At 53.8% G+C, this 23,808-nt stretch carries 22 protein-coding genes; 12 read left to right on the forward strand and 10 right to left on the reverse strand.

Annotation, left to right across the window (positions count from 1 at the left end):
* From rsxC to add, 4 genes are all read right to left on the reverse strand, one after another.
* On the reverse strand, positions 1–1,877 hold a 1,877-nt coding region (gene rsxC, locus JK216_RS00005), incomplete at its 3' end, for an electron transport complex subunit RsxC (protein WP_212715371.1).
* A complete protein-coding gene (gene rsxB / locus JK216_RS00010) occupies positions 1,870–2,448 on the reverse strand; it encodes an electron transport complex subunit RsxB (RefSeq protein ID WP_212706875.1) in 579 nt (192 codons plus the stop codon). The genes rsxB and rsxC, both read right to left, overlap by 8 nt.
* Positions 2,448–3,029: an electron transport complex subunit RsxA gene (rsxA, locus tag JK216_RS00015; protein WP_212706876.1), complete on the reverse strand. Its 582-nt coding sequence runs from the start codon at positions 3,027–3,029 to the stop codon at positions 2,448–2,450. Before rsxA ends, rsxB begins: the two co-directional genes overlap by 1 nt.
* 188 nt (positions 3,030–3,217) lie before the next feature.
* Positions 3,218–4,216, reverse strand: a complete 999-nt coding sequence (gene add / locus JK216_RS00020) for an adenosine deaminase (RefSeq protein ID WP_212706877.1) — start codon at positions 4,214–4,216, stop codon at positions 3,218–3,220.
* 231 nt (positions 4,217–4,447) lie between these two features.
* On the opposite strand from add, the gene JK216_RS00025 reads away from it, so the two are divergent.
* Together JK216_RS00025 and JK216_RS00030 are read left to right on the forward strand one after the other, a co-directional pair.
* Positions 4,448–4,696, forward strand: a complete 249-nt coding sequence (locus JK216_RS00025; protein ID WP_212706878.1) for a hypothetical protein — start codon at positions 4,448–4,450, stop codon at positions 4,694–4,696.
* Positions 4,697–4,736: 40 nt separating this feature from the next.
* On the forward strand, positions 4,737–4,925 hold the full coding sequence (locus JK216_RS00030) for a hypothetical protein (RefSeq protein WP_212711313.1): 189 nt from the start codon (positions 4,737–4,739) through the stop codon (positions 4,923–4,925).
* Here JK216_RS00030 and JK216_RS00035 read toward each other — a convergent pair.
* Positions 4,902–6,395 (reverse strand): YdgA family protein, encoded by a 1,494-nt coding sequence (locus tag JK216_RS00035; RefSeq protein WP_212711314.1) that lies wholly within the window; start codon positions 6,393–6,395, stop codon positions 4,902–4,904. The two genes, JK216_RS00030 and JK216_RS00035, sit on opposite strands and share 24 nt — an antisense overlap.
* Before the next feature lie 397 nt (positions 6,396–6,792).
* On the opposite strand from JK216_RS00035, the gene fumC reads away from it, so the two are divergent.
* Entirely contained in the window at positions 6,793–8,196 is a 1,404-nt protein-coding gene (gene fumC / locus JK216_RS00040; protein ID WP_212711315.1) for a class II fumarate hydratase, read from the forward strand.
* A 12-nt stretch (positions 8,197–8,208) separates the two neighbouring features.
* Here fumC and tus read toward each other — a convergent pair whose 3' ends face one another.
* Positions 8,209–9,135, reverse strand: a complete 927-nt coding sequence (tus, locus tag JK216_RS00045; RefSeq protein WP_212711316.1) for a DNA replication terminus site-binding protein — start codon at positions 9,133–9,135, stop codon at positions 8,209–8,211.
* Between the two features lie 216 nt (positions 9,136–9,351).
* Between tus and JK216_RS00050 the strand changes: the two genes are divergently transcribed.
* The 5 genes from JK216_RS00050 (at position 9,352) to JK216_RS00070 (ending at position 12,406) form a co-directional block, all read left to right on the forward strand.
* The gene (locus JK216_RS00050) at positions 9,352–10,281 is read left to right on the forward strand and encodes an ROK family protein (protein ID WP_212706883.1); all 930 of its coding nucleotides are present in this window, start codon (positions 9,352–9,354) and stop codon (positions 10,279–10,281) included.
* 106 nt (positions 10,282–10,387) lie between these two features.
* Positions 10,388–10,873, forward strand: a complete 486-nt coding sequence (locus JK216_RS00055; RefSeq protein WP_212706884.1) for an Rrf2 family transcriptional regulator — start codon at positions 10,388–10,390, stop codon at positions 10,871–10,873.
* A 191-nt stretch (positions 10,874–11,064) separates the two neighbouring features.
* Entirely contained in the window at positions 11,065–11,412 is a 348-nt protein-coding gene (locus JK216_RS00060; RefSeq protein ID WP_212706885.1) for a helix-turn-helix domain-containing protein, read from the forward strand.
* Between the two features lie 192 nt (positions 11,413–11,604).
* Positions 11,605–12,084 carry a ribonuclease domain-containing protein gene (locus JK216_RS00065; RefSeq protein ID WP_212706886.1) on the forward strand — a complete coding sequence of 160 codons (480 nt, stop codon included), beginning with the start codon at positions 11,605–11,607 and terminating at the stop codon, positions 12,082–12,084.
* Position 12,085: 1 nt separating this feature from the next.
* Positions 12,086–12,406 (forward strand): barstar family protein, encoded by a 321-nt coding sequence (locus JK216_RS00070; protein WP_212711317.1) that lies wholly within the window; start codon positions 12,086–12,088, stop codon positions 12,404–12,406.
* Here JK216_RS00070 and JK216_RS00075 read toward each other — a convergent pair.
* From JK216_RS00075 to JK216_RS00085, 3 genes are all read right to left on the reverse strand, one after another.
* Positions 12,380–15,289 carry a virulence factor SrfB gene (locus JK216_RS00075; protein ID WP_212711318.1) on the reverse strand — a complete coding sequence of 970 codons (2,910 nt, stop codon included), beginning with the start codon at positions 15,287–15,289 and terminating at the stop codon, positions 12,380–12,382. The two genes, JK216_RS00070 and JK216_RS00075, sit on opposite strands and share 27 nt — an antisense overlap.
* On the reverse strand, positions 15,289–16,476 hold the full coding sequence (locus JK216_RS00080; RefSeq protein ID WP_212706890.1) for a hypothetical protein: 1,188 nt from the start codon (positions 16,474–16,476) through the stop codon (positions 15,289–15,291). The genes JK216_RS00075 and JK216_RS00080 overlap by 1 nt, the downstream gene beginning before the upstream one ends.
* A gap of 149 nt (positions 16,477–16,625) precedes the next feature.
* On the reverse strand, positions 16,626–17,795 hold the full coding sequence (locus JK216_RS00085; RefSeq protein ID WP_212706891.1) for a benzoate/H(+) symporter BenE family transporter: 1,170 nt from the start codon (positions 17,793–17,795) through the stop codon (positions 16,626–16,628).
* 258 nt (positions 17,796–18,053) lie between these two features.
* Here JK216_RS00085 and JK216_RS17120 point away from each other — a divergent pair, with 258 nt between their 5' ends.
* A complete protein-coding gene (locus JK216_RS17120) occupies positions 18,054–18,182 on the forward strand; it encodes a hypothetical protein (RefSeq protein ID WP_256441121.1) in 129 nt (42 codons plus the stop codon).
* 1 nt (position 18,183) lies between these two features.
* A complete protein-coding gene (locus tag JK216_RS00090; protein WP_212711319.1) occupies positions 18,184–19,239 on the forward strand; it encodes an AbrB family transcriptional regulator in 1,056 nt (351 codons plus the stop codon).
* Between the two features lie 44 nt (positions 19,240–19,283).
* On the opposite strand, the gene pqqU is transcribed toward JK216_RS00090, so the two are convergent.
* Positions 19,284–21,428, reverse strand: a complete 2,145-nt coding sequence (gene pqqU, locus JK216_RS00095) for a TonB-dependent receptor PqqU (RefSeq protein ID WP_212711320.1) — start codon at positions 21,426–21,428, stop codon at positions 19,284–19,286.
* A 325-nt stretch (positions 21,429–21,753) separates the two neighbouring features.
* Here pqqU and JK216_RS00100 point away from each other — a divergent pair, with 325 nt between their 5' ends.
* Both JK216_RS00100 and JK216_RS00105 read left to right on the forward strand, forming a co-directional pair.
* Entirely contained in the window at positions 21,754–22,629 is an 876-nt protein-coding gene (locus tag JK216_RS00100) for an NAD(P)-dependent oxidoreductase (RefSeq protein ID WP_212706894.1), read from the forward strand.
* A 56-nt stretch (positions 22,630–22,685) separates the two neighbouring features.
* The gene (locus JK216_RS00105) at positions 22,686–23,705 is read left to right on the forward strand and encodes a dipeptidase (RefSeq protein ID WP_212706895.1); all 1,020 of its coding nucleotides are present in this window, start codon (positions 22,686–22,688) and stop codon (positions 23,703–23,705) included.
* Positions 23,706–23,808: the final 103 nt, after the last annotated feature.

Below are 23,808 nucleotides of genomic sequence, written 5' to 3' on the forward strand. Positions count from 1 at the left end.
GCGGGTGCCGTTTGTGCCTCTTTTCTGGCTTTAGCACGGGCAATGGCGGCCGCGACTGCGGCTTTACGCGGGTCTTCTGCCACAGCATTATCTGCAGCGGCTTCTGGCGCTGCCGCAGCGGCGGGTGCCGTTTGTGCTTCTTTTCTGGCTTTAGCACGGGCAATGGCGGCGGCGACTGCGGCTTTACGCGGGTCTTCCGCCACGGCGTTATCTGCAGCAACTTCTGGCGCTGCCGCAGCGGCGGGTGCCGTTTGTGCTTGCTTCCTGGCTCTGGCCTCAGCTTTACGTGTTTCACGTTGTGCTATGGCTGCCGCATTATCAGGTACCGTCCCGGCCTGAACACGGACTTCTTCGCCGGCCGCTGCGGAGCGGGCTTTTACCCGCGCGATAGCCGCAGAAATTTCGCTTTGTTCGCTGGCTGAGACTCTGCGTTTCGCTTCAGCATGTTTTGCTTCACGAGCCTGTTTTTCCCGTTCAAGTCGCTGCTGACGGGCCTCGAAACGAGCTTTAGCTTCCGCTGTCCTGCGGGCTTCGAGATCAATCTGTAACAACTCTGCTTTTTCCTGACGATAATACTGCACCAGCGGAATATTACTCGGGCAGACATAGGCACAGGCACCGCATTCGATACAATCATTCAGGTTATAGGCCCGGGCTTTTTCGTGATCTCCGCCCTGGCAATACCAGTACAGCTGTTGTGGCAACAGCCCGGCAGGGCAGGCATCAGCACAGGCACTGCAACGGATACAGGATTGTTCACTGTCATTGTTACCCATTTCTGCGATGGATGGTGCCAGTAAACAGTTGGTGATTTTCACCATCGGGACATGCAGAGAGGGCAGTGTAAATCCCATCAGCGGGCCACCCATAATCACCATCGGCTGCGGGCTGGCAGTAAAACCGGCCTGTTGCAGCAGGTGGCTGACCGGGGTGCCGATTCGTCCCCAGACATTACGAGGTTGCGCCAGCGCTTCACCGGTCAGGGTGACGACCCGCTCAGTCAGTGGCTCACCATCAATCACTGCCCGTTTTACGGCAAACGCGGTGCCGACGTTTTGCATCAGCACGCCAATATCGGCAGAACGCCCGCCATGAGGAACTTCCCGGCCGGTGAGTATTCTGGTCAGCTGTTTCGCACCGCCGGACGGGTATTTGGTCGGGATAACACGAATAATCAGGTCGTTATCGCCGGCTAATGCTTTTTTCAGGCTACGGATGGCCTCAGGTTTGTTATCTTCTATCCCGATAAGCACCTGATCTGCCTGTAACAGCCAGCGCAGGATCCTGCAGCCGGTCAGTACTTCCTGTGCATAGTCCTGCATCAGACGGTCATCGGCGGTAATATAGGGTTCACATTCAGCAGCGTTAATAATCAGAGTGTTAACGCCCTGTAATCCGCCATTAAGCTTAGTTGCTGTCGGGAATCCGGCGCCACCCAGCCCGGCCACCCCGGCATCATGGATAATACGGATAATTTCACGACGGTCATATTGCTGATAATCGGTCACGGTACGCCGTTCAATCCAGCGGTCTTCACCATCCGGCTGAATAAAAACACAGGGTTCAGACAGGCCGGAAGGGTGTGCCGTAATATGGGGCGCAATAGCTGTCACGGTCCCTGAACTGGGGGCATGTACCGGTAACATCCGGCCATGGCCAAAGGTCAGCGCTTGTCCGCGCAAGACGTGATCACCCGGTTGTACCAGCAGTTCACCTTCCTGGCCGAGATGCTGCTTTAACGGGATAATAAACTGTTCAGGTAAGGGTAAGCCCGCCAGCGGCGTGCCGTTAGACTGGGTCTTCATCTCCGGCGGATGGATCCCCCCTTTAAAGTCCCAGATTTTATCGGTACGAAAACGAGAAAACAGATTAAGCATGATGTTCTACCGGAATAACACGGACAGGAATGGAATTTAAATCCCATTTCCAGTTAGCAGTGGTGGTGGCTACCGGGCGCATTTCGATGCAATCGGTCGGGCAGGGGGCAACGCATAAATCACAGCCGGTACATAAATCCGTCAGTACGGTATGCATGGCGCGGGTCGAGCCGACAATCGCATCCACCGGACAGGCCTGAATACATTTAGTACAGCCAATACAGTTGGCTTCATCAATCCATGCCACTTTGGCTTCCGGAGATTTTGCCGATTCATCACCGTCAATTGGCTGCGGATCAACATTCAGCAGTGCCGCCAGTTTCAGCATGGTCTGCTCACCGCCGGGTGCACATTTATTGATCATCTCTCCCTGGTTGCCGACCGCATCAGCATAAGGACGGCAGCCGGGATAACCACACTGTCCACACTGACTCTGGGGCAACAGCTCATCAATCTGTTCAACGATAGGATCTTCTTCGACCCTGAAACGGCGTGAAGCATAGCCCAGCAGGGCACCAAACATTAATGCGAGAATACTCAGTGCAACAATAGCAATCCAAATCGCGGTCATCAGAATTTCACCAGCCCGCTAAAGCCCATAAATGCCAGCGCCATCAGTCCGGCAGTGACCAGAGCGATGGAAGAACCTTTAAAGGGCGCCGGTACATTAGCCAGTACCAGACGTTCACGAATTCCGGCAAACAGCACCATTACCAGCGAAAAGCCGAGTGAGGCACTGAATCCATACAATGCAGCCTGCAGAAACGTATGTTTCAGGTTAACACTGAGTAACGGCACACCCAGCACTGCACAGTTGGTGGTAATCAGCGGCAGGAAAATACCCAGTAACCGGTATAAAGACGGACTGGTTTTGCGCACTACCATTTCGGTAAATTGCACAGTCACCGCAATTACCAGGATATATGCCATGGTACGCAGGTAGACCAAATCCAGCGGGACCAGGATCAGATGGTTCACCAGCCATGCGCAAATCGATGCCAGTGTGATAACAAATGTTGTCGCCAGACCCATCCCGATAGCGGTTTCCAGCTTTTTGGAAACACCCATAAAAGGGCAGAGGCCAAGAAACTTCACCAGCACAAAGTTATTTACTAATACTGTGCCAACAAAGAGTAATAGATAGTCAGTCATTGTCGTGCCATGGGGGTTGAAAGGTAAGTATTATCAGGGATTAGGAGGTGTATAACAACCATGTCGGTTTTTTTGTTAGCGGCTTTCGCACTCAGAATTAAATTAGCAGTGATTAACCCCGCTGTTTATATGTGTATCAGGGCAGCCGGTCTGCGCCTTCGGCACAGACCGGAACCCTGTTTACATACTCAGCCGGCCACTTTGTCACGTAAGGCCTGTTTTTCTGCCTGACTGAGGAACGCCATATACAGCCCATTTTCCTGTGCCTGGCGGATCTCTTCCGGGCTCAGCCCGGCGGCCGGTGCGGCCACCTGATACTCATGAGGCAGTTCGATACCCTGGACCGCAGGATCATCCGTATTCAGGCAGGCCATCACACCGTGTTGCAGGAAGCTTTTCAGGGGATGCTCCTGCAGTGACGCTACAGTACTGGTCTGGATATTCGAGGTCAGACAGGATTCAATACCGATGCCATACTCAGCCAGATAATCCATCAGTGCCGGGTCTTGTATCGCTTTAACACCATGGCCGATACGCTCTGCCCCTAATTCACGGATAGCCTGCCAGATACTTTCCGGGCCAGCAGCTTCACCGGCATGTACCGTCACCCGGAATCCGGCATCGCGCGCTTTGTTAAAGTGGCTCAGGAACTGACTGCCAGGGAAGCCCAGTTCATCTCCGGCCAGGTCAACAGCGGTAATATGGTCCCGGTGGGCCAGTAAGCCTGCAAGCTCTTCGCGACAGGCCGCTTCGCCAAAGGTACGGCTCATAATACCTATCAGATTGACTTTTACATCAAACTGCTGGCATCCCTGACGTACCCCTTCAATCACTGCTTCGGTAACCCCGGCGACAGGCAACTGGTGGGTCATTGCCATATAGCCTGGTGAAAACCGTAATTCTGCATACTGTATCTTTGCGGCAGCAAGATCGGCGACATTCTCAAAAGCCACGCGGCGGCAGGCATCCAGAGATCCTAATACTTTGACTCCCCAGTCGAGTTTCTGCAGGAAACTGACCAAATCAGGTTGTGTGGACATCACCTGTACGTGGGGCAGCAGTGAGGATAAATCATTTGCCGGTAACGCAAGATTAAACTCCCGGCCGAGGTCAAGAATGGTCTGCGCACGGATATTGCCGTCGAGGTGCCGGTGGAGGTCAGTCAGGGGAAAAGTTGTATCGATCATGGCGCACTCGCAAAAAAATGTAAAAAGTGCGTAATAGTATAAAAATATCCGGGGGTAAAACACCAGTAATTTACGCTCTGCCCGCGGGGGGAAAATGGTTACTGTAATGATAAGTATGCAGTTTTAATTAACAAGCCCCTTTTTATTACAGGGATATTTCGATTAGTATATTCGATTGAATGGATAAATGTTCCGCAATATGATGTCTAAAGTCAATCGGGAGTCAGGAAAATGTTAACAGATTATCTGCAAATTGAAGAAGGCGACCAGCTGAAACATGCTCAGATGGTTAAACTTAAAAATCGTGGTCAGGAAGAAGTCAATCAGTGGATTATCGTCGGTAAAGATGGTCAGCAAAAAGGGACTGTTGATCTGTTTGATAAACTGAATTGCCGCCGCTCTTACTCAGCCAGCTATCGTATTACTCAGCGTGACCAGCACGGACAGGTGGTTGTCGACAGACTGATGGATGTGCTCTGACTGTGATAAAGTACGTTGATAGCATGCCCCTGAACTGCTGATGCCGGAAGCTGAACTGCCGGCAACAGATATCAAGGTCTTCTGCCCGCAAGGCAATCCTTCTGAGGCTGTATTGCCTGTCAGCGAACCCGTCGGGTTCGTTTTTTTTGCCTGTGCGGTGATCATTAACGGCACTGTAAAAACAGTGCCGTTAATGCATCGGGGGTTACTGCTGACCATCGCCCTGTAACAACGGAACGTATTGCTGAATAAACTGCTCAAGGGGGATGTTGTCACCATTAATGGTCACGTCACCCTGGCCGTAATGCAATTCGGTCACAATGTCCTGATCTTTGACTTTCGTCAGACGGAACATTTCCCCCATCGCCGCCAGACCTTTAATTTGCTGCTCCGCCGATTGTTGCGCCGCCGCCGCCGTATACCCCTGAGTTTCACCGAGCACTGTCACTAACTGCTGTGCCATTGGCATGTTAATTGACAGGGAAGCATTGAGGTTTTTCATATAACGGTCGGTCAGCTGAGACAGTGACTGGGGTGCCGCTGTGTTGGCGGCCGGATCATTAAAGTCTGCCTGCAGACTGAAATGGCTTTCACCCCGGTTATTCTTCAACGACAGGGAATCTATCGACACTACCGGCGCACCTTTCAGCAGTAACGGCAAGTTTTGCAAAACAGCAGCATTCACCGATTGCTGCATCTCCTGAGGATCCTGCTGACTGCCGGCAGCAATCGCCGACAGATTCTCCTGAACCACCTGGTTATAATTATCATAAAACTGTTTTACTGACCGGGTGTCAAAATTACTCAGGGTGATGGACAGGGCGGCACTCCCCAGAGACTGTTGTCGCAGGGACAGGTCATCGATGGTGTAGTTGATTTTACCGCCGGTTTTCCCCTGTTTATCGTCAAAGTGACTATTGAGATCAGCCCCTTTAATCGCCAGAGCCGGTTGTGAATCCACTTTAGTCTCCAGTGACGATAAGCTGAGTTTCTGAGATCCGAGCCGCAGCCCTTCATCGCTCAGATAGCTGGTGCCGGAAAGGTTCAGGCCGCTGAGCGCGATGTTTACCGGTAATTTACTGTCATTTTTAAAGCTGAGCAGCAAGTCGCCAATTTCAGCACTGAAACTGATGTGATTCTGCTGGCTGTCTGCCGCGATATCAAATACAGATGCCTGGCTGGTCGCTTTGCCGCTGTCATCTGCATACTGTAGTGGCAGCACATTGATCCGGGTATCGGTGGCCATTGTGTAACTCAGACGTGTATCGGCGGTAACCGGAGACTGGCCGCCAGACAAGCTGAATAATCCTTTCAGTTGATCATTACTGACCAGTTCTGAATGCACGGAAGCTGCAGCCGGGATCAGATTAAAACGTTTCAGTTGCGACAGGGGGAAAGGGCCGTGATCGATAGTTTCATTCAGTATAATTTGCTTGCCCGGTGGCAGGAAACTGCTGTCAGTCGTCCCGGCGGAGCTTTGTAATACCAGTTGCAGATGTGAACTGAACACACCGCGCTGATAATTCTGTTTGGTCAGCTGCAGATGGCTGTCAGGAAAATTTGTGGCAATTTGCTGATTCGCCCGGGTGATAAGCTGGTCAATATCAGATTCAGTTTTCTTACCTGTGAACCATGACGCGCCGGTCCAGACCACACCCAGTGCAATCACTACACCCAGGGCAACATTCGTTTTCTTCATCAGTGAGTTGTCCTTTTATCTCTTATATCCGGCCGCTAACGGCAGTGAAAGCCACAGACCATGTGCCGTAGCCCGGTCCGTATCTGCGACTTTGCTGTATCCCGATAGCCTGATGCCGGCATATGTGCGGGAAAATGGTTAATCCCTTCAGAAGATAGCACTGTTTCCACAATAATCCGATCACAAGATAGGCATCAGGGGGCATCAGTTGTACAGATAAGCCGCAATTGTGTAAAAAACCAGATTTATCGCATCCCGCAGCAGAAAATACCAAAATAACCACCGGGTCATCACAGGCAGCGGAAAATGTTAAAATGTTGTATATTTTTTCTTCCGGCAGGAAAAGAAACTGGCCGTCTGTCCGCCGGTAAATCATGTCAGTCATCAGGAGAAAATAATGACAGTTCATCGTACTGAGAAAGATTCCATGGGGCCGGTTGACGTACCGGCAGACAGACTCTGGGGAGCACAGACTCAGCGTTCGCTGGAGCATTTCCGTATCTCTGTCGAGAAAATGCCGACAGGACTGATCAATGCACTCGCTATGACCAAACGCGCAGCGGCAGTGGTAAACCGGCAGCTACAGCTACTGCCGGAAGATCGCAGCCATGCCATTATCCGTGCGGCTGATGAAGTGCTGGAAGGCAGGCACCTGCAGGAGTTCCCGCTGGCAGTCTGGCAGACCGGTTCCGGTACCCAGACCAATATGAATATGAATGAAGTGCTGGCTAACCGCGCCAGTGAAATTCTCGGCGGGGAACGGGGTATGCAGCGGCTGATTCATCCGAATGATGATGTCAACAAAAGTCAGAGCTCTAATGATGTTTTTCCGACCGCCATGCACGTTGCTGCTCTGATAGCTGTACGCCAGCAACTGCTGCCGCAACTGGCAGGCCTGACCCGTGTACTGGCGGAAAAATCAGAGCAGTTTCAGGATATTGTCAAAATCGGCCGCACCCACCTGCAGGATGCCACTCCCTTAACCCTCGGCCAGGAAATATCCGGCTGGGTGGCCATGCTACAGCATAACCGGCGCCATCTGGAATATAGCCTCCCCCATATTGCTGAGCTGGCGCTGGGCGGGACGGCCGTCGGCACCGGACTCAATACTCATCCTGAATATGCGGTACGGGTGGCTGCCGTGCTGGCGGAATATACGGGGCTGCCCTTTGTTACTGCACCCAATAAATTCGAATCTCTCGCCAGTTGTGATGCATTAGTCCACTTACACGGTTCCCTGAAAGGGCTGGCGGCGTCACTGATGAAGATAGCTAATGATGTTCGCTGGCTGGCTTCCGGACCCCGTTGCGGTATTGGCGAATTATCGATTCCGGAAAATGAGCCGGGCAGCTCAATTATGCCGGGCAAAGTCAATCCGACTCAGTGTGAAGCCCTGACAATGCTGTGTTGTCAGGTCATGGGAAATGATGTTGCGGTTAATATCGGCGGGGCTTCCGGGAATTTTGAGCTGAATGTATACCGGCCGATGATTATCAATAACGTCCTGCAATCCGTCCGGCTGCTGGCTGACGGGATGGACAGTTTTAACCGGCATTGTGCGGCAGGCATTGAGCCTGACCGTCCTCGTATCAGCCAGTTACTGAATGACTCGCTGATGCTGGTCACGGCGCTGAACACGCATATCGGCTACGACAAGGCTGCCGAAATTGCTAAAACAGCCCACAAACAGGGGCTGACATTGAAAGCTGCGGCATTACAGCTGGGGTATTTGTCTGAAGAACAGTTTGACCGCTGGGTTCGTCCTGAAGATATGGTCAGCAGTATGAAACAGTCATCCTGATAAAACTCTCTTTCAGGGATTATCGCTGGCCTGCCACAACCATAACCGCAGAATTAATAACGTCATCGGTTGTGCCGCGGGTTTATAGCGGTGATTAATCGCCTGATGGTCATAGTTTGTTAATTCACCGATTACCGGCACATTGTGGTCAGGGCAGCAAAAAATCAGGGGGGTCGGGCAGGGCAGCTGACGCTGTTGCTTCTTCTGCCGATCCCAGAGACGGGCCACAGGCTGTACTTTTACCGGACGCTTTATTTTCAGCCGGGCATCCGCGGGCAGAGCGGCAACCAATTCCAGTTCAGCAGCCACTTTCTCTGCCCACTGCTCGCGGGTCCAGGGCGCTTTAGCCCTGCCAGCACTGAGGCTTTTTTCCAGCTGCTGGCAAATCTCATCGCGACTGACATTCCTGATAATATGTTTATTGGCCCAGCCGAAATGTACAGAGGCCGGGGCCGGCAGCAGGGTGACGGAACGGTAGGCGTTAAGGGTAATCAGCCCCGGAAAGTGCTGGTGGACAAACGGGAAACGTGCTTCTGAAGACAGACCTGAATCACGGGTAATCAGTTGCTCCAGTAGTAATTTCAGCTGGTTAATCCCGTCGGTCTGCTGTTGTAACTGCTCAAAGGCAGCCCGATCCGTTTTAAAACAGAGTGCCCCGGGCAGTCTGACCGCCGCGCGGGTACTGACGTTTTCTGACTGTTGCTGCATAAACAAACGTTGTAAATGTCCGAGTGCCATCTCCCGGGCGGTCTGCCCGGTGAATTGCTGTACGGAGATAGTTTCTGTTGCATTCTGCTCATCACCTTTCATCACCGGTGGCAGAGAAAATACTCTTGCCGCCAGCAGCGGTAACTGCTGCAAAGTATCCGCGAGTTGCCGCAACTGATGTTCCATCAGATTAATGCATTCCCGCATTTCAGACACCAGAGTGTAACGCATAGTATTGATTCCGTGACGAAGGCTATATTAGTTACAACATACTTCATATTTCCGATAAATGCCAGAGGCAGCACCGTCGCTGGCCGGTTTTCACCAGCAAAGGGCGAAGGGAAAAGGGCAGGGGCAGTCTCAGGGAAAGTTATCGGCGTTTTCACCCCGCGGTAATCACTTTATACTGTGCCCGTTTCTGAGACAGGGGTCTGACCGGGTGTAACTATGAATACAGCAGTAATGTGCTTTGATATTGGCGGCTCTTTTATTAAAAGTGCCGTAATGATGCCGGATGATCAGCTACAGACCATTGGCAGTTTACCGGTGCCGGCGCGGGACTGGCCGGCATTATGCGCGGCACTACAGCAGTTACTGGCACAGGCTGCACCGTTACTGAGCCGCGGATCACCGGTTGCCATTTCGGCCGCCGGGGTAGTCGACCAGCAGGCTGATACGATCCTTGCAGGTAATCTTCCTGCCTTTAACGGTCACCGGGTAGCACAAGAGCTATCGTCGATTTTTCAGCGTCCGGTCGTGACAGGCAACGACGCCGATTGTTTTACCCTGGCGGAAGCAATACAGGGCAGCGCCAGAGACGCTGAAATGGTACTGGGCATTATTCTTGGCAGTGGTGTCGGCGGCGGACTGGTGTACCGGCAACAGATTATACGGGGGGCAGGCGGACTGACCGGAGAGTGGGGACATGGTCCGGTGACCCGCACGGAATTCCGTTACGGGGGGAAAACTCTTCACCTGCCCAGGTTACCGTGTGGCTGCGGGCAGCAGGGGTGCCTCGACACCCTTGGCGCTGCCCGCGGGCTGGAACGAATTTATGCCCACTGCTTTATGGACGCAGCAGACAGCCGTACCATTATTGACGACTGGCACCGGCAGGAACCCCGGGCTATGCAGACAGTATATCTCTGGTCGCAGCTGGTCAGCGAAGTATTATCGGTGGTGATTAATACCCTCGGTCCGGGAAAAGTGGTTGCCGGGGGCGGACTGGCATCGGACAGGGCATTAATTGAACTACTGGATCGCGAAGTCAGGGCCAGAATCCTGCGCAGCGGTGATCAGCCGCTAATCGTCCCGGCCAGCCTCCATCAGCAGGGCGGGTTACTGGGTGCCGCCATGCTGGGCCGCCGTCTGACTTAAAGTTCTGTGCGGTGTGGCCCCGGGCTGGCTTCTCAGTCCGGGGTTTTTTTGTTAGGATCCACATGCCATTCAGGCTTATTACCTTCCCTTTCCCAGAGGAACATAAATGCTAGATTATCGCTTTCCTACAGCACTACAGATGGTTCTCAGTGTTGCTATGGCAGAGCAACAGGGTGAACGTTCCACCAGTGCTATCCTTGCTAAAGGCCTGGAATCTAATCCCAGTCTAATCCGTAAACTTATGGTGCCTCTCACCCGTGACGGAATAATCGTTACAACCCTTGGCCGTACCGGGTCTATCCATCTCGGTCGTCCGGCAGCCGAAATTTCTCTGCGCGATATCTATCTGTCGGTGACTGATGAGAAAAAACTGCTCAACTCCCGGCCAGATGTTAAGAAGCCTTGTTGTATCGTCAGTGCCAATGTCTGCTGGTATTTTAAATCCCTTGCCGCAGAAGCGGAACAGGCATCTCTGAATGTACTGGCCACACGTTCTGTGGCAACCGCACTGGCCGAAATTACCGGCAAAGCGGGCCATAATACCCGGCCGCAGAAAGAACCCCTGTTGGCAGACGGTCAGACTGCAGAATAGCCCGCGGGCCGGTAGCCGCAGAATGATGCTGCACAGCCGCCGCGAGCCACCCGCGGCGGCGGTAACTCAATTCCCACTGAATCAGTAAGGCATTTAATGTATCAATTATGTTTGCATTTTAATGCGGATTGGCGCACCATTAAATGCAACTGCAATTGATACTATTTCTTTTAGTCGCGACGGAGAGACCGATGAACAATGCTTTTTTCCATGATTTAATCAGCTGGATTGATAATCATATCGAAAGCCGTCTTAATCTTGATCTGGTGGCTGAACGGGCAGGTTACTCCAAATGGCACCTGCAACGTATGTTTAAAGAGCATACGGGTTATGCGCTGGGTGAATATATTCGTAAGAAAAAACTCGAAAAATCTGCTGACAGACTCACTACAACCAATGAACCGATCCTGAGTGTCGCTATTTCGATGGGTTTTGACTCACAGCAATCCTTCAATCGTAGTTTTAAACGCGAATTCGGTATGGCCCCCGGAACATGGCGTCGTTCTTCCGGCGATGCGCCTCAGCACTATATGCATTAATTTTCCTCGTCAGATGGCCGCCTGCAGTGGCCAGCGCTGTCGCGGTTATTTCAGCCACAGAGTGACGGCAGAGCAGGGACATAAGCTCTCTTCAGCGGGACAGCAACCCGCCATTTGTCTGCAGATATTGATGCCGGCAGCCAGAAGGCTAAAAAACAGGTATAGTAAATTTGCTTATCTAAGGAATTTATTATGTCTAAAAAACTCTGGGGCGGGTTAATTATTGCCCTTTTTGCCTGCTGGCTGGGTCTTAAATCTTCACCTGAACATTCTGAAAACCACAACTCCCGCCATTCAGCGGTTCCCGTTTCTGCCCCGTCAGGTACCCGTGCTGCTGACATTACGGCACTGACATCGGCAAATCAGGTAGCAGCCTGGATACATCAGCACCACCGTCTGCCGGATTTCTATATACGTAAAGGCGAGGCGCGCCGCCAGGGCTGGGATCCCTCCGCAGCGAATTTGTGTGACGTCTTACCGGGGAAGGCTATCGGCGGAGATCACTTCTCGAACCGTGAAGGCCGTTTGCCCGAAGTTGCCAGCCGGCGCTGGTTTGAGGCTGATGTTAATTACCAGTGCGGACACCGTAACGCAGACCGGTTACTCTATTCATCCGACGGGCTGGTTTATCTGACCACTGACCATTACCGGACCTTTACGAGGATACCCTGAGATGCTGACTGCCGTATTTGATTTTCGTACTCTCAGTGATCAGCAGCAATTTTATCAGCAACTGAGCAGAGATACCCATTGTCCGGCAACCTTTGGGAATAACCTGGACGCACTCTGGGACTGGCTCACCGCAGGAATGGCGTTGCCGGCGCGCTTTGAACTGCGGCACCCGCCGGAGGATAATCCGCGACTGATCCTGATATTGCAGTTACTGGCCGAGGCTTCACTGGCGCTGAGCGGACAATTACAGCTGCGTTTTGACGGAGATAAACAGCCGGACGATCGCTGGCAGGCATTACTGGCTGCCGGCCAGCAAAGCTGAGTCATCGCCGGTATCAATCCGCCCGTCATCACTCCAGTAAGCGGCACAGGGCTGACCGTTAGTTGCCAGAGTATTCAGACGGATCACCACCAGTGACAAGGGCAGATTCTGTTGCCCGTCGGCAGTGACCTGTATTACTTCCGGCAGCCCGCGCAGCTGGCCGTTACTGTCTGTCAGCCAGCGCAACGTTACCTGTACACCCTTATCACAGCCTTCAGTCTCAGTCGCCCGCAGAGAGACACTCAGTAACGGGCTGGCCGGTAACCGCGGGTCGCCACTGGTGCGGTAACCCAGAGAGACGCGTTGCACCAGCAAAAGCTCGAAAGTCACCGCGCTGGCCGGAAGCAGGGTCGCCGGTAACCGCAGCAAAACCTGTGAACAAGGCAGTGTAAACCGGGGAGTAATGATACCCAGTTCGCGGATAATATTATCTGCGGCGTACTGTCCTGCTGCGATATAGCGGGGATAAAGACGTTGCTGACGGATCAATTGATGAATAAAAGCGCCGGTAATGGCGCTGCATTTGCCATCAATCAGTTCTCCGTTACGACAGAAAGGCATGCTTTCCCTGCAACGCAGTCTGTCCAGACTGATAATATGGCCGGGCGGCAAAGGCAGGTTTCGGGTCAGCAACTGGCGAATCGCTGGCAGGGCGGAATTTTTGCCGCTGAATAGCAAGACATCAGGCTGATGACGTCTGACGTTGTCACACATAGTGGTCAGTAATCCGGCAGCACGGAAATTTTCAGAGTTAAAAAATGCCTCGATGGCGGTGAAACTCACCGTAACCGGCATCTCACAGGCATCATATCTGCCCCTGACCGCGGAAATGTCGCTGACCCGCTGGCTGAAATATGCCATGACCTGATGGTCGGGCGGGTCGGCTAATAAATCACCGGCGGTGCCGCCGGCCACGGATTCACACTGTCCGTTCCCGGCTGCCTGCCGGTAGTTTTCCAGTATTTTCAGGGCCAGTGGCCGGAAGAACTGCCGGCTGAACTGTTGTCGCCAGGGGGTATCGCCCTCACAACTACTGCCGGGGGCAAATAATTGCCGCACAACGGTCGCTGCCCGGGCTAATCCCTGTTGTTGCAGGTACTCCTGTAATGCCGGCAGCAGAAAAGTTCTGACCAGGTCGTACAGCAAATCTTCCCCGGCCAGCGGGTAACCGCTGCGATAAAGCAGCTCAGGCCGCAGCAGCACTGGCGGGGATCCAACCGGCAGATAATCACTCACCGAAACATCGGTAGTCCCCCCGCCAATATCGATCAGAGCGATACGCAGCCCGCGATGGGATCTGCCGGGTAATTGCCAGTCATTAATCAGCCGGTCACAGACCGCGTTATCTCCGGAGCGGGGAACCGGCTGGCTGTATAACCATAACAGCTGGCCACAGCTGGCTTCATCAGCTTCAGCAATCACCCGCGGCAAGGGGTGCCAGAACCGTTCAGCATCAGGATGTGCCGCCCGGCCCGCGGGCCGGGTCAGAGACTGGCGGACCAGCATCACCGCCTGGCGGGCCAGCTGCAGCACCTGGTCTTTTTCCGCCGGACTCATTGCTGCCGGCAGTGTCAGCAGAATTGAGCGCAGGTGGCGCGGAGCGCTGTAACCGGGCATCTTCTGCCGGTGACTGTGGCTGTTCATCTGACAAAATGCCTGGCTGATCAGTTCACACAGCATAAACATCAGTAAACTGCTGCGCGGATACCCGGCATGACAAACGGGGAACTGGTGTTCCGCAGGCAGCTGATCCAGCATCCTGGCCTGATCATCCATCAGCAGGGTAAACGGAGAGCGTATTGCTGCCGGCTGTTCAGGGGGATAATACCAGTGATACTCAGGGATATTGTCATCCCAGCTATAGCGCCGCGGGCTGCTGACCCCTTGCATTCCGCCGCTCTGGTTTAAGGTGCGGGTCAGTCGCCGGGCTTCATCACCGGTTCTGACTATCGAAGGCCAGAGAAATACCGATGAACGTCCGCTGGCAGCCGAATAGGCATACTTGTCTAACGGACAGGGAGCAAAGGCAATTTCACTGCTGAACAGGGCCGCCCCGCGGCGTGCAGGCCGGGATAAATCACGTAATATCAGCTCGCTGCTGTGCAGTAACGGGTTATCCTGCTGCGGATGCTGTTCGCTGATAATCCCGCAACTGTGGCTGTTGCCAATATCCAGTAACAGATCGACCTCTGCCGGTCTGTTACTGCCGTCTGACGGCAGCAGCATCATTGCCTCACAGGGCAGGGCTATACTGATCAGTTCCAGCAAATTCAGATAATGAGCCTGATAACTGAACCGGGTCGCGGAGGACAATCCACCGGCAGGTGCCTGACAGGCAAACACTGACTGTAGCCACTGATTCAGCCACGGATATTCGAGAAACTGCATCAGGTCATGATCCCGCCAGGCAGGAGCAAAATGCTGGCCGTTATCACAGTCGACACGGTCTGGCTGCAGATCCCGCGTCTGCTGATCTCCCGCAGTGGTATCAAAGGCCAGTGTCAGGCTATGGTGCCTGTCCTTTACCTCTGGCGGGCTGATAAATACCCTGACCCAGTTTACCGGTCCGTGACTGCATTTTCCGTCCGGCTGCTGCCGGAAAAATGGTACCGGCAGCCAGTTATCTGCATACACTGTCAGACACTCACTGAGAGGGACCTGATACTCCGGACGGACAATTTCATCATCTCCGGAGTTATCAGCCGGTAAATAAAAGCAGTGTTGCTGCGGATCTTCTGCCACCCGGATCAACGGGCCACTGGCTTTGCGGCGCACAAAATGGCGGAGTCCGCGGGCAATACTGGCACTGATCTCAGTATCCAGAAACTGGATACCTGTATCAGCCAGTAATGAAAACCGGTTATTCAATCGTCCGGAAGGCATCAGGCGTGTCCTGTGGAAAAGAGGGTGATAGTGCGGGGGACGGGTTGTCCTTTAAGACTGGCAGTGCAGTCTGTGCCGCGGGTAGTCAGCGTACAAAGTACCGCCGGAACCTGCATCCGGGATCCGTCCTGACAGGCGGCCCTGAATCTGCTGTACAGAGACAAAGTCCCTGAGGGCAGAAAGCCGCGACTGACAGCGGCCTGACAGCGCCCATGGACGGCAGATACCATCTGCAGGTGCCCGCGACCCTGACCGAATGTAAATTGCAGAGATAATGGCTGACTTTGTGGCGGGTGAATCACCGCCTGCCATTCACCGTCCATAAAACTCACATCCCCGCGTTTTACCGATGCTGCGGGGATCTGCAACCGGTGTCTGGTGACCGGTGGCGGGGCGGCGACAGGTTTCACCCCTGCGGCTATTATCGATGCCAGCTGCAAAGGCAGCCGGGCAACAGACAGGGGTTTCACTGAGGTTGTCACTAATCGCTGCTCAGTGATGGCCGCCGGCGGTTGCGACGACGGACGCTGGTATCGCCACATATAACCGCTCACGGCGACAGCCAGTATCAGCGCCGCCAGCACGCCGCCGGTAATCGCTGCACGGCTATTGTTGCCGGTCTGCCGGGCGGGCACTTCTGCGGTGACGGGCAACACAGGTCTGTCTGTGGTGAAGTGTTCTCCGTCCGGGCTCAGAGAAAGCAGAGCTCCGGCAAGACTGTGCAAAGGGGGGCTGCCTGCTGCCGCAGGTTGCTGCGGGCAGTGACCCCAGAAGGTAATCACTGGCAAATTATTGACCAGGAAAACAGTTTCTTTACCGGGAAATATCATCATTTTCTGCAATAAACGGCCAAAAAACACTGCTGGCGGGTTATCTGCGGCCAGGCATTGTTCTGCCAGTTGTTGCAGGCTGCTGACGGCCTGTTCCAGTATTTGCAGGGCTGCGCGGCGTTCAGCGTCCCCGGCATCCTGCCAGCGGACAACCGCTCCGCTCCGCGGGCTGTGCCACTGGATGCCTTCACTGCCATGGCCCCGTAAAGGAATAGCAAAACAGTCAGCGGCGTGTTGCATGCCCCGCAGACAGAGCAACGCCTGTATCTGCGGGCTGTAATCCGTGACCGGTGCGGCTTGTACCCCCAGCATCTGGTAATCAGCACCGGCTTCTCCGGTCAGAAAAGTCGCTATCATCTGTCATCCTCCCGCGCCTTGCCGGGAAAATAACCGGCCACCGGATACCGATGTTACTCAGATACCGCCACGGGATAACGGCAAATTAACCGTAGAAATGACCGGGTGACCGGCGGATAGATACAAAAATAGCAGACGGCGGAACGGAACTATCGCCGCCGCAGCAGTAAATGACAAACAAGACCGCCGAGTAATCCCCAGAAAGCCGCCCCTATTCCGGCAATACTGAGACCGGACGCAGTGATCAGAAAGGTAACTATCGCCGTATCACGGTGCTGCGGCTGTTCCAGACTGCGTTGCAGACTGCCCGACAAGGTCGTCAGTAATGCCAGCCCGGCAATGGTATGAATAAACACCGGCGGCAGAGCGCTGAGTAACAGGGCAATAGTCGCCCCGGAAATGCCGGTGAGTATATAAAACACGCCAGCCATTGCCGCGGCCATCCAGCGTTTTTCGGCGCGCGGATCGACGTCGTCTCCCATACAGATTGCAGCCGTAATTGCCGCAATACACACAGAAAAACCGCCGAACGGTGATAATAGCAATGCCACGCCCCCGGTAACGGTCGTGACCTGTGAAACGGGCACCGGATAGCCGTGGGCCTGAAGGGTGGCAATACCGGGGGCATTCTGCGAAGCCATACTGACCAGAAAATAAGGGATCCCGACCCCAAGTAATAGCTGCCAGTCAAATTGCGGGGCAATAAAAACGGGGGCGGACCATTGCCAGTGAACGTCTGACAAAGCGCTGTTGCCCTGCCAGAGAATCACCAGTAATCCGGCCAGCAGGGTATAGAACACGGCGTAACGTGGTTGCAGCCGCTTTGCCAGCAGATAACAAACACACATACTGAGGCATAACGGTAAATTCTGCGACAGCCCGCTGAACGCCTGCAGGCCAAAATGCAGCAGAATTCCGGCCAGCATACCTGAGGCGATAGAGACAGGAATAAATCGCATCAGCCGTGCAAATATTCCGGTGATACCACAGATCATAATCAACAGATTAGTAAAAATAAAGATTCCGATGGTCTGCGCCAGACTGGCACCGGACAGGCTGGTGGCCAGCATTGCCGCTCCGGGGGTTGACCATGCGGTCAGTACCGGCATCCGATAGCGTACTGACAGCCAGAGTGAGGTTATCCCCATTGCAAATCCCAGCATCCCCAGCCAGCTGCCGGTCAGTGCTGTACTGGCTCCGGCGGCACTTGCCGCCTGAAAAATAATCGCCGCTGAACTGGTATAACCAACCAGTACGGCAACCATACCGGAAATCACCATCGGCAGGGTAAGCTGACGCAGGCCGGAACAGAAAGACATCGGATAAACTCCGTGACAGATTACGGGCAAGGGGCACAACATAGCATCGGGGGGGAGAGTGCACAAGATAGTCGGATATCCTGCTGACATTCAGGAGGTTAACCTGAATACTGCGGTGATCTTTTCGTTATCATTTTCAAAGTCTGCTACATTATCCTGCGCCCCTGTGACAGCCTTTGTTTCAACGATATCCCGGGATTAGCTGCGGGTAATTACCGTACGCCGCCCGGAGGACCAGTAACAGATAAGGAACAACCGATGGTCTTACCCGTAACGGATAAAAACGCCTCCCTGATGATGATGTCGCAGAAAAACAGCGACCTGTTACTGGCGGGCGGCAGCGCTCCGGTGCTGATGGTAGCGGCTTGTTCAGTGGTGGCAGGATAATATGCCGACAATATTTCCGCGTCCCGGCCGCATTAGACGACCGGTGCTGCTGATGATTATCTCCGGTCTGGCCGCTATTTTTCTTGAATATCTGCATATTCCGGCGGCTTTGCTGCTCGGGCCGATGTTCGCGGCGATTATCTTCTCTGCGTCCGGGTATCCGGTGACCTTATGGCGTCCCTGTCAGCAACTGGCTCAGGCGGTGGTAGGGATGATGATTGCCAGGGCAATGCCTGCCAGCGTATTTCAAGAAATGCAGCATAACTGGCCGTTATTTGTGCTCAGTGTTGTCAGTGTGCTTACCGCCAGTACACTGCTGGGCTGGCTGATGGCGAAACTGAAAGTATTACCGGGCAGCACGGCGTTATGGGGATCCTCGCCGGGGGCCGCCACTGCGATGACCCTGATGGCGGGCAGTTTCGGTGCGGATACGCGGCTGGTTGCTTTTATGCAGTACCTGCGGGTGCTGATGGTGGCGTTACTGGCAACCCTGGTCAGTTATTATTTCAGCAGCGATTCGGGGCAACCGCCACCTGCTGTTATCTTCTTTCCGCCATTGCATCTCAGCGGTTTTTTACTGACTCTGACGGTGATTGTTGCCAGTACTTTAATGGCGGCACGGGTAAAGCTGCCTGCCGGACCGATGCTTATCAGTCTGGTCACGGGGTGTCTGTTACAGAACCTTGCCGGATTACGCATAGAGCTGCCGGTATGGCTGCTGGCAATAGCCTACGGGGTAGTTGGCTGGAGTATCGGCTTACGTTTTACGGCCGGTATTTTACGTTATGCGCTGCATGCACTGCCGGGGATCTTATTATCTGTTATCACGTTACTCAGTATCTGTTGTGGTTTTGCCTGGATGCTGGTGCATTTTGCCGGTATCGATCCCCTGACTGCGTACCTGGCGACCAGCCCCGGCGGTGCCGATTCGGTGGCAATTATTGCCGCATCCGGGCATGTTAATCAGCCGTTTGTGATGTCGATGCAGACGGGACGGTTTATTGTGGTACTGATTACCGGCCCGGCACTTTCACGGCTGATGGTACGCTGGCTATAAAAAACCTGCCGCGCCTCCGGGCAACGGCAGGGGAACCGGCATGATTAACGGAATGCGTAACTTACGTTAAAACCGACCCCGTAATTACGGCCCGGGGCCGATTCGTAATAGCGGCCGCTGGTTTCGCCGACGATCACTGAGCCAACATACTTCCGGTCAAACAGATTATCCACCCTGGCAGAAAGGTCCAGGGTCCAGTTATCTGCCAGCCATTTATAACCACTGTTTACCGAGGTTACCGCGTATGACGGGGCACTGACCGTATTCTGGTCGTTGGCTTCAATATTACTCAGATAGTGAATATCAGCACCGGCATACCAGCCTGATTCCGGGGCATATTCGATACCGGCATAGGCCATATTGCGGGCAATGCCCGGAATACGGTTACCGGTACAGTCTGTGGTGCGACAGCTGTTACTCAGATAGCGGGCGTCCAGCAGTGTCCAGGCCATTTTCAGTTGCCAGTTTTCGGCAAACTGTTGTTCAAAACCCAGCTCCAGGCCACGGCGGCGGGTTTTGCCGGCATTTTTATAGGTCGCGCGGCCGTCATTATTACTGTCCGCAACAATCTCATTTCTGGTATCGGTGCGGAAGACGGCGGCAGTCAGTAAACCATAGCCGATGCGTTTTTTGGTACCCCATTCCAGCGTTTTATTGGTCGAAGGTTTCAGCCCCAGATTCAGCCCGCTTTTACCGTCCGGACGGTAAGACAGTTCGGTGATAGTCGGGGTTTCGAACCCCTTACCGGCAGACAAGTAGGTGTTCCAGCTATCATCGATGGCGTACTTCAGTGATGCGGCGGGCAGCCACTGATGGTAGCGGGCACTGCCACTGTCATCGCCATTGGACAGGTAACGGTCATGGGATGAGAAGTTAACCGTACTGTAGCGCAGCCCCGCATCCAGTGACCACTGGCCGGTCAGTTGCCAGGACGTTTGCAGATAAGGATCCAGGTTCCACATCAGGTTACGCTCGTTACGGCGTAATTTTCCTTCCTCGCCATAACTGTCGACAGCATTCCAGCGACCGGTAAAGTTTTCATAGCCTTTGCGCTGCTCGGTCATGGTTTCGTAGTCCAGCCCGCCGGTAACACTGACCGGCAGGCTGAACAGGTTATCGCGGTGTGTCCAGCGGGTATCGATACCCTGATAATGGCGGGTCAGGTCAATCACCCCTCCGGAATGGTTCGCTTTCTCGAACTGGGTTTTGGCGGGAACAGACTGATACTGGGTGGTCTGACGGATACCGGCATAGGTCATGATGCTCAGATCGTTATTCTCACCAAATGAACGCAGGTAATGCAGTCCGGCCTGGGTTTGCTCCACGGTTTTACGGGCATTATACAGGGTGACTATTGGCGCGACCTGTTGAGGGTTGTTACGCCACATCTCCGGAGTCAGTCCCCCCGGGTCATCGGCATGGATACGAACCGAATTAAACAGCAGGGTCAGGCTACTGTCATCATCAATACGGACTCCCAGCCGTGCATTGGCCAGATTTTTTTGCGCGCTGCTGTGGTCGCGATAGCCGTGGGTGGTGAAACGTGACACCGACGCGGTATAGTTCACATCGCCCGGGTGGCTGCCGTCACCGCTGGCACCACTGGCTTTGACACTGTTACGCCAGCTGCCATAACTGCCATACCAGCTGCCGGCAGATAACGTGGCGGGCTGCTGCCCGGGCTGAGTAACAATATTAATCACCCCGCCGGAGCTGTTACCGTACAGGGCCGAAAAGGGACCGCGCAGGATATCAACATGATCGATCGAGCCGATATCAATATTCGAGGTCTGTCCCTGGCCGTCAGGCATAGTCGCGGGTATACCATCGACATAAATGCGCAGACCGCGTACCCCGAAGGTTGAACGGGAACCAAAGCCGCGGATCGACATCTGTAAATCCTGGGCATAATTTTGCCGGTTAAGGATTTGCAGGCCCGGAACGCCCGCCAGTCCTTCGGACAAATTAACCTGAGGTGCCGCCTGACGCATCTCATCGCCATATACCACACTGACGGCTGCCGGGGTATCCAGTTCGGACAGCCCTTTGGCTGAGGGGGTGGCGGTGACAATCATGGCGGGGCTATTATCTTTTTCTGCGGGGGCTGTGGTAGCAGCCAAAACGCCGGCCGGCAGTAAAACCGGTAACATCAGCGTGGCTTTAAGCTGTGATAATTTAATAATTTTCATTGATGAAAGATTCGCAATCAGTTTATCGGGGCCGGGACAGACGCTCCAGCGGCAGGAGAATGCTACCTCTTTTTGCTGTTGTTGTTAAAATGTAATCTGTTTTACCGGTAAAAAACGCGGTGTCCGGGGAGATTTTCAGTACAGGCTGATGAATAATAATCTTATTTATATATTTTCCTGTCAGTAAGGCAAGACTGTTATCTATGCATAAATGATATATTAAGACATATTTATTATATGTATTTGCGGCGAGAATAACCCGCCGGTAGCCTGAACCGGTCAGCATCCGTTACTACGAATAATTTATGAAACAGCGGGAGGTCAGATGAGCCAGCAAACAAAAGTTGCAGTACTTGGTCTGGGGGCAATGGGACATGCATTTGCCAGCAACCTGCTCAAAAAAGGTTTCAGGGTCAGTGGCTGGAACCGCAGTGCCGGAAAAGGGGAAGACCTGGTGCCTGCCGGGCTGCAACTGGCAGACAGTGTCAGTGAAGCTGTAAGTGAAGCCGCCGTGATTATCACTATGCTGTCAGACGGTGATACCACCCTGAATATTGCCGCACAGGCGGCAGAGGCTCTCTCTGCGCAGGCGATATTCTGTCAGATGGGTACGATTGGCGTCGATGCCACCCGCCTGCTGCAGCAGTTCCTGCAGCAGAAGCGCCCGGATGTTGTGTTTCTTGATGCTCCGGTCTCGGGGACCAAAGCCCCCGCAGAAAACGCCATGATTACTGTTTTTGCCAGTGGTGAACGCAGCAGGGCCACGGCCGCCGAGTCGGTATTCGCGGCCATCAGCAAAGGCAGCCTGTGGCTGGGTGAAGCCGGTGCCGGTTCACGGATGAAGCTGGTGGTTAACAGCTGGCTGATCGGTTTAATGCAGAGTCTGGCCGAAAGTGAATTACTGGCGGAATCCCTCGGCTTCAGTCCGGAAGATCTCTGGCAGGCGCTGGAGGGCGGTCCGCTGGCGGCACCTTATGCCAAAGGCAAACTGCAGATGATAAGCCGTGATGATTTTACCCCACAGATGCAGCTGGTCTGGGCGTTAAAAGATGCGCGGCTGGCGACTGAGGCAGGCGATGTACAGCAGTTACCGGCCCTGAAAAATATTACTGAATTATGGCAACAGGCGGTCGATGACGGTTTTGGCGAACAGGACTTAGCGGTGATCAGTAAGTTTCTGGCTAACCGCAGCAAACAATAGCCAACAGCAGCGGGGGCTCCTCAACCCTCCGCGCAACCGGTATAAAGTGATTGTATATGAATGTGTATATTGATGGTCATAATGATTTGCTGATGCAGTTATGGCTTAAACATCCGGATAATCCGGAAGTCTTTTTTTTCGGCGATAGCGGTGAGGGGCACCTCGACTTTTCGCGGATTGTCCGCGGACGTTTAGGGGCCGCACTGTTTGCTATTTTTGTTCCCCCGCAGTCCTATGTGGCGCAGCACTTTCCCGGCCGTCTGGATGCGTTGCAGGATAAAGTTCAGGTAATGTGGCAACAGCTGGCGATTCTGCAACGGCTGGAACGTTACTCCGATGGTAAAGCGAGGATCTGTCGTACCTCGGCGGAGGTTGAATACTGCCTGCAACACGGAATACTGGCGATGATTGCCCATATTGAAGGGGCTGATGCGCTGGATACGCAAGGACAGCTATTGCAGGCCTTCTTTCAGGCTGGCGTACGCAGTGTAGGTCCGTTCTGGAACACGGCAAATGCCTTTGGCGAAGGCGTGACCGGTCGTTTTCCCGGTTCTCCGGACAGCGGGCCAGGCCTGACTCCCCACGGCATTGAACTTATCCGTCAGTTACAGTCACTGAATATGCTGACGGATGTTTCTCATATGAACCAGCAGGCATTTTCAGACACCGCGCGTTACAGCCAACAACCGCTGGTTGCGACCCACTCCAGTGCCCATGCATTATGTCCACAGCCGCGTAATCTGACCGATCAGCAACTGAAAATGATCGCTGACAGCGGCGGGATAGTCGGGGTTAATTTTGGTAATGCGTTTATCCGGCCCGATGGTCAGCGTAATGCGGGGACTGCCCTGAGTGTAATCACCCGGCATCTGATGTATCTGATCAATGTCGCCGGTGAAGAGCATGTCGGTTTTGGTTCCGATTTCGACGGAGTGTGCGTTCCGCAGGCACTCGGTGATGTAGCCGGGTTGCCGCTGATTGAACAAAGCCTGCGTAATGAAGGGGTTAAGGAGCGGGTGATCGCCAGAGTCTGTTATCAAAACTGGTTACGGATTTTTAAACATTTTCCGGGGTAAAGACATAACGAAACCATCTTTTCATTGACCTGAGTTTGACATTGGCGCAACATTTGTCGGGCTGAAGTGTCATAGCGCAGTGACTGACACTGCGGTTGTATGT

This window comes from Tatumella sp. JGM94 (genome assembly GCF_018257595.1).
Classification (GTDB): domain Bacteria; phylum Pseudomonadota; class Gammaproteobacteria; order Enterobacterales; family Enterobacteriaceae; genus Tatumella; species Tatumella punctata.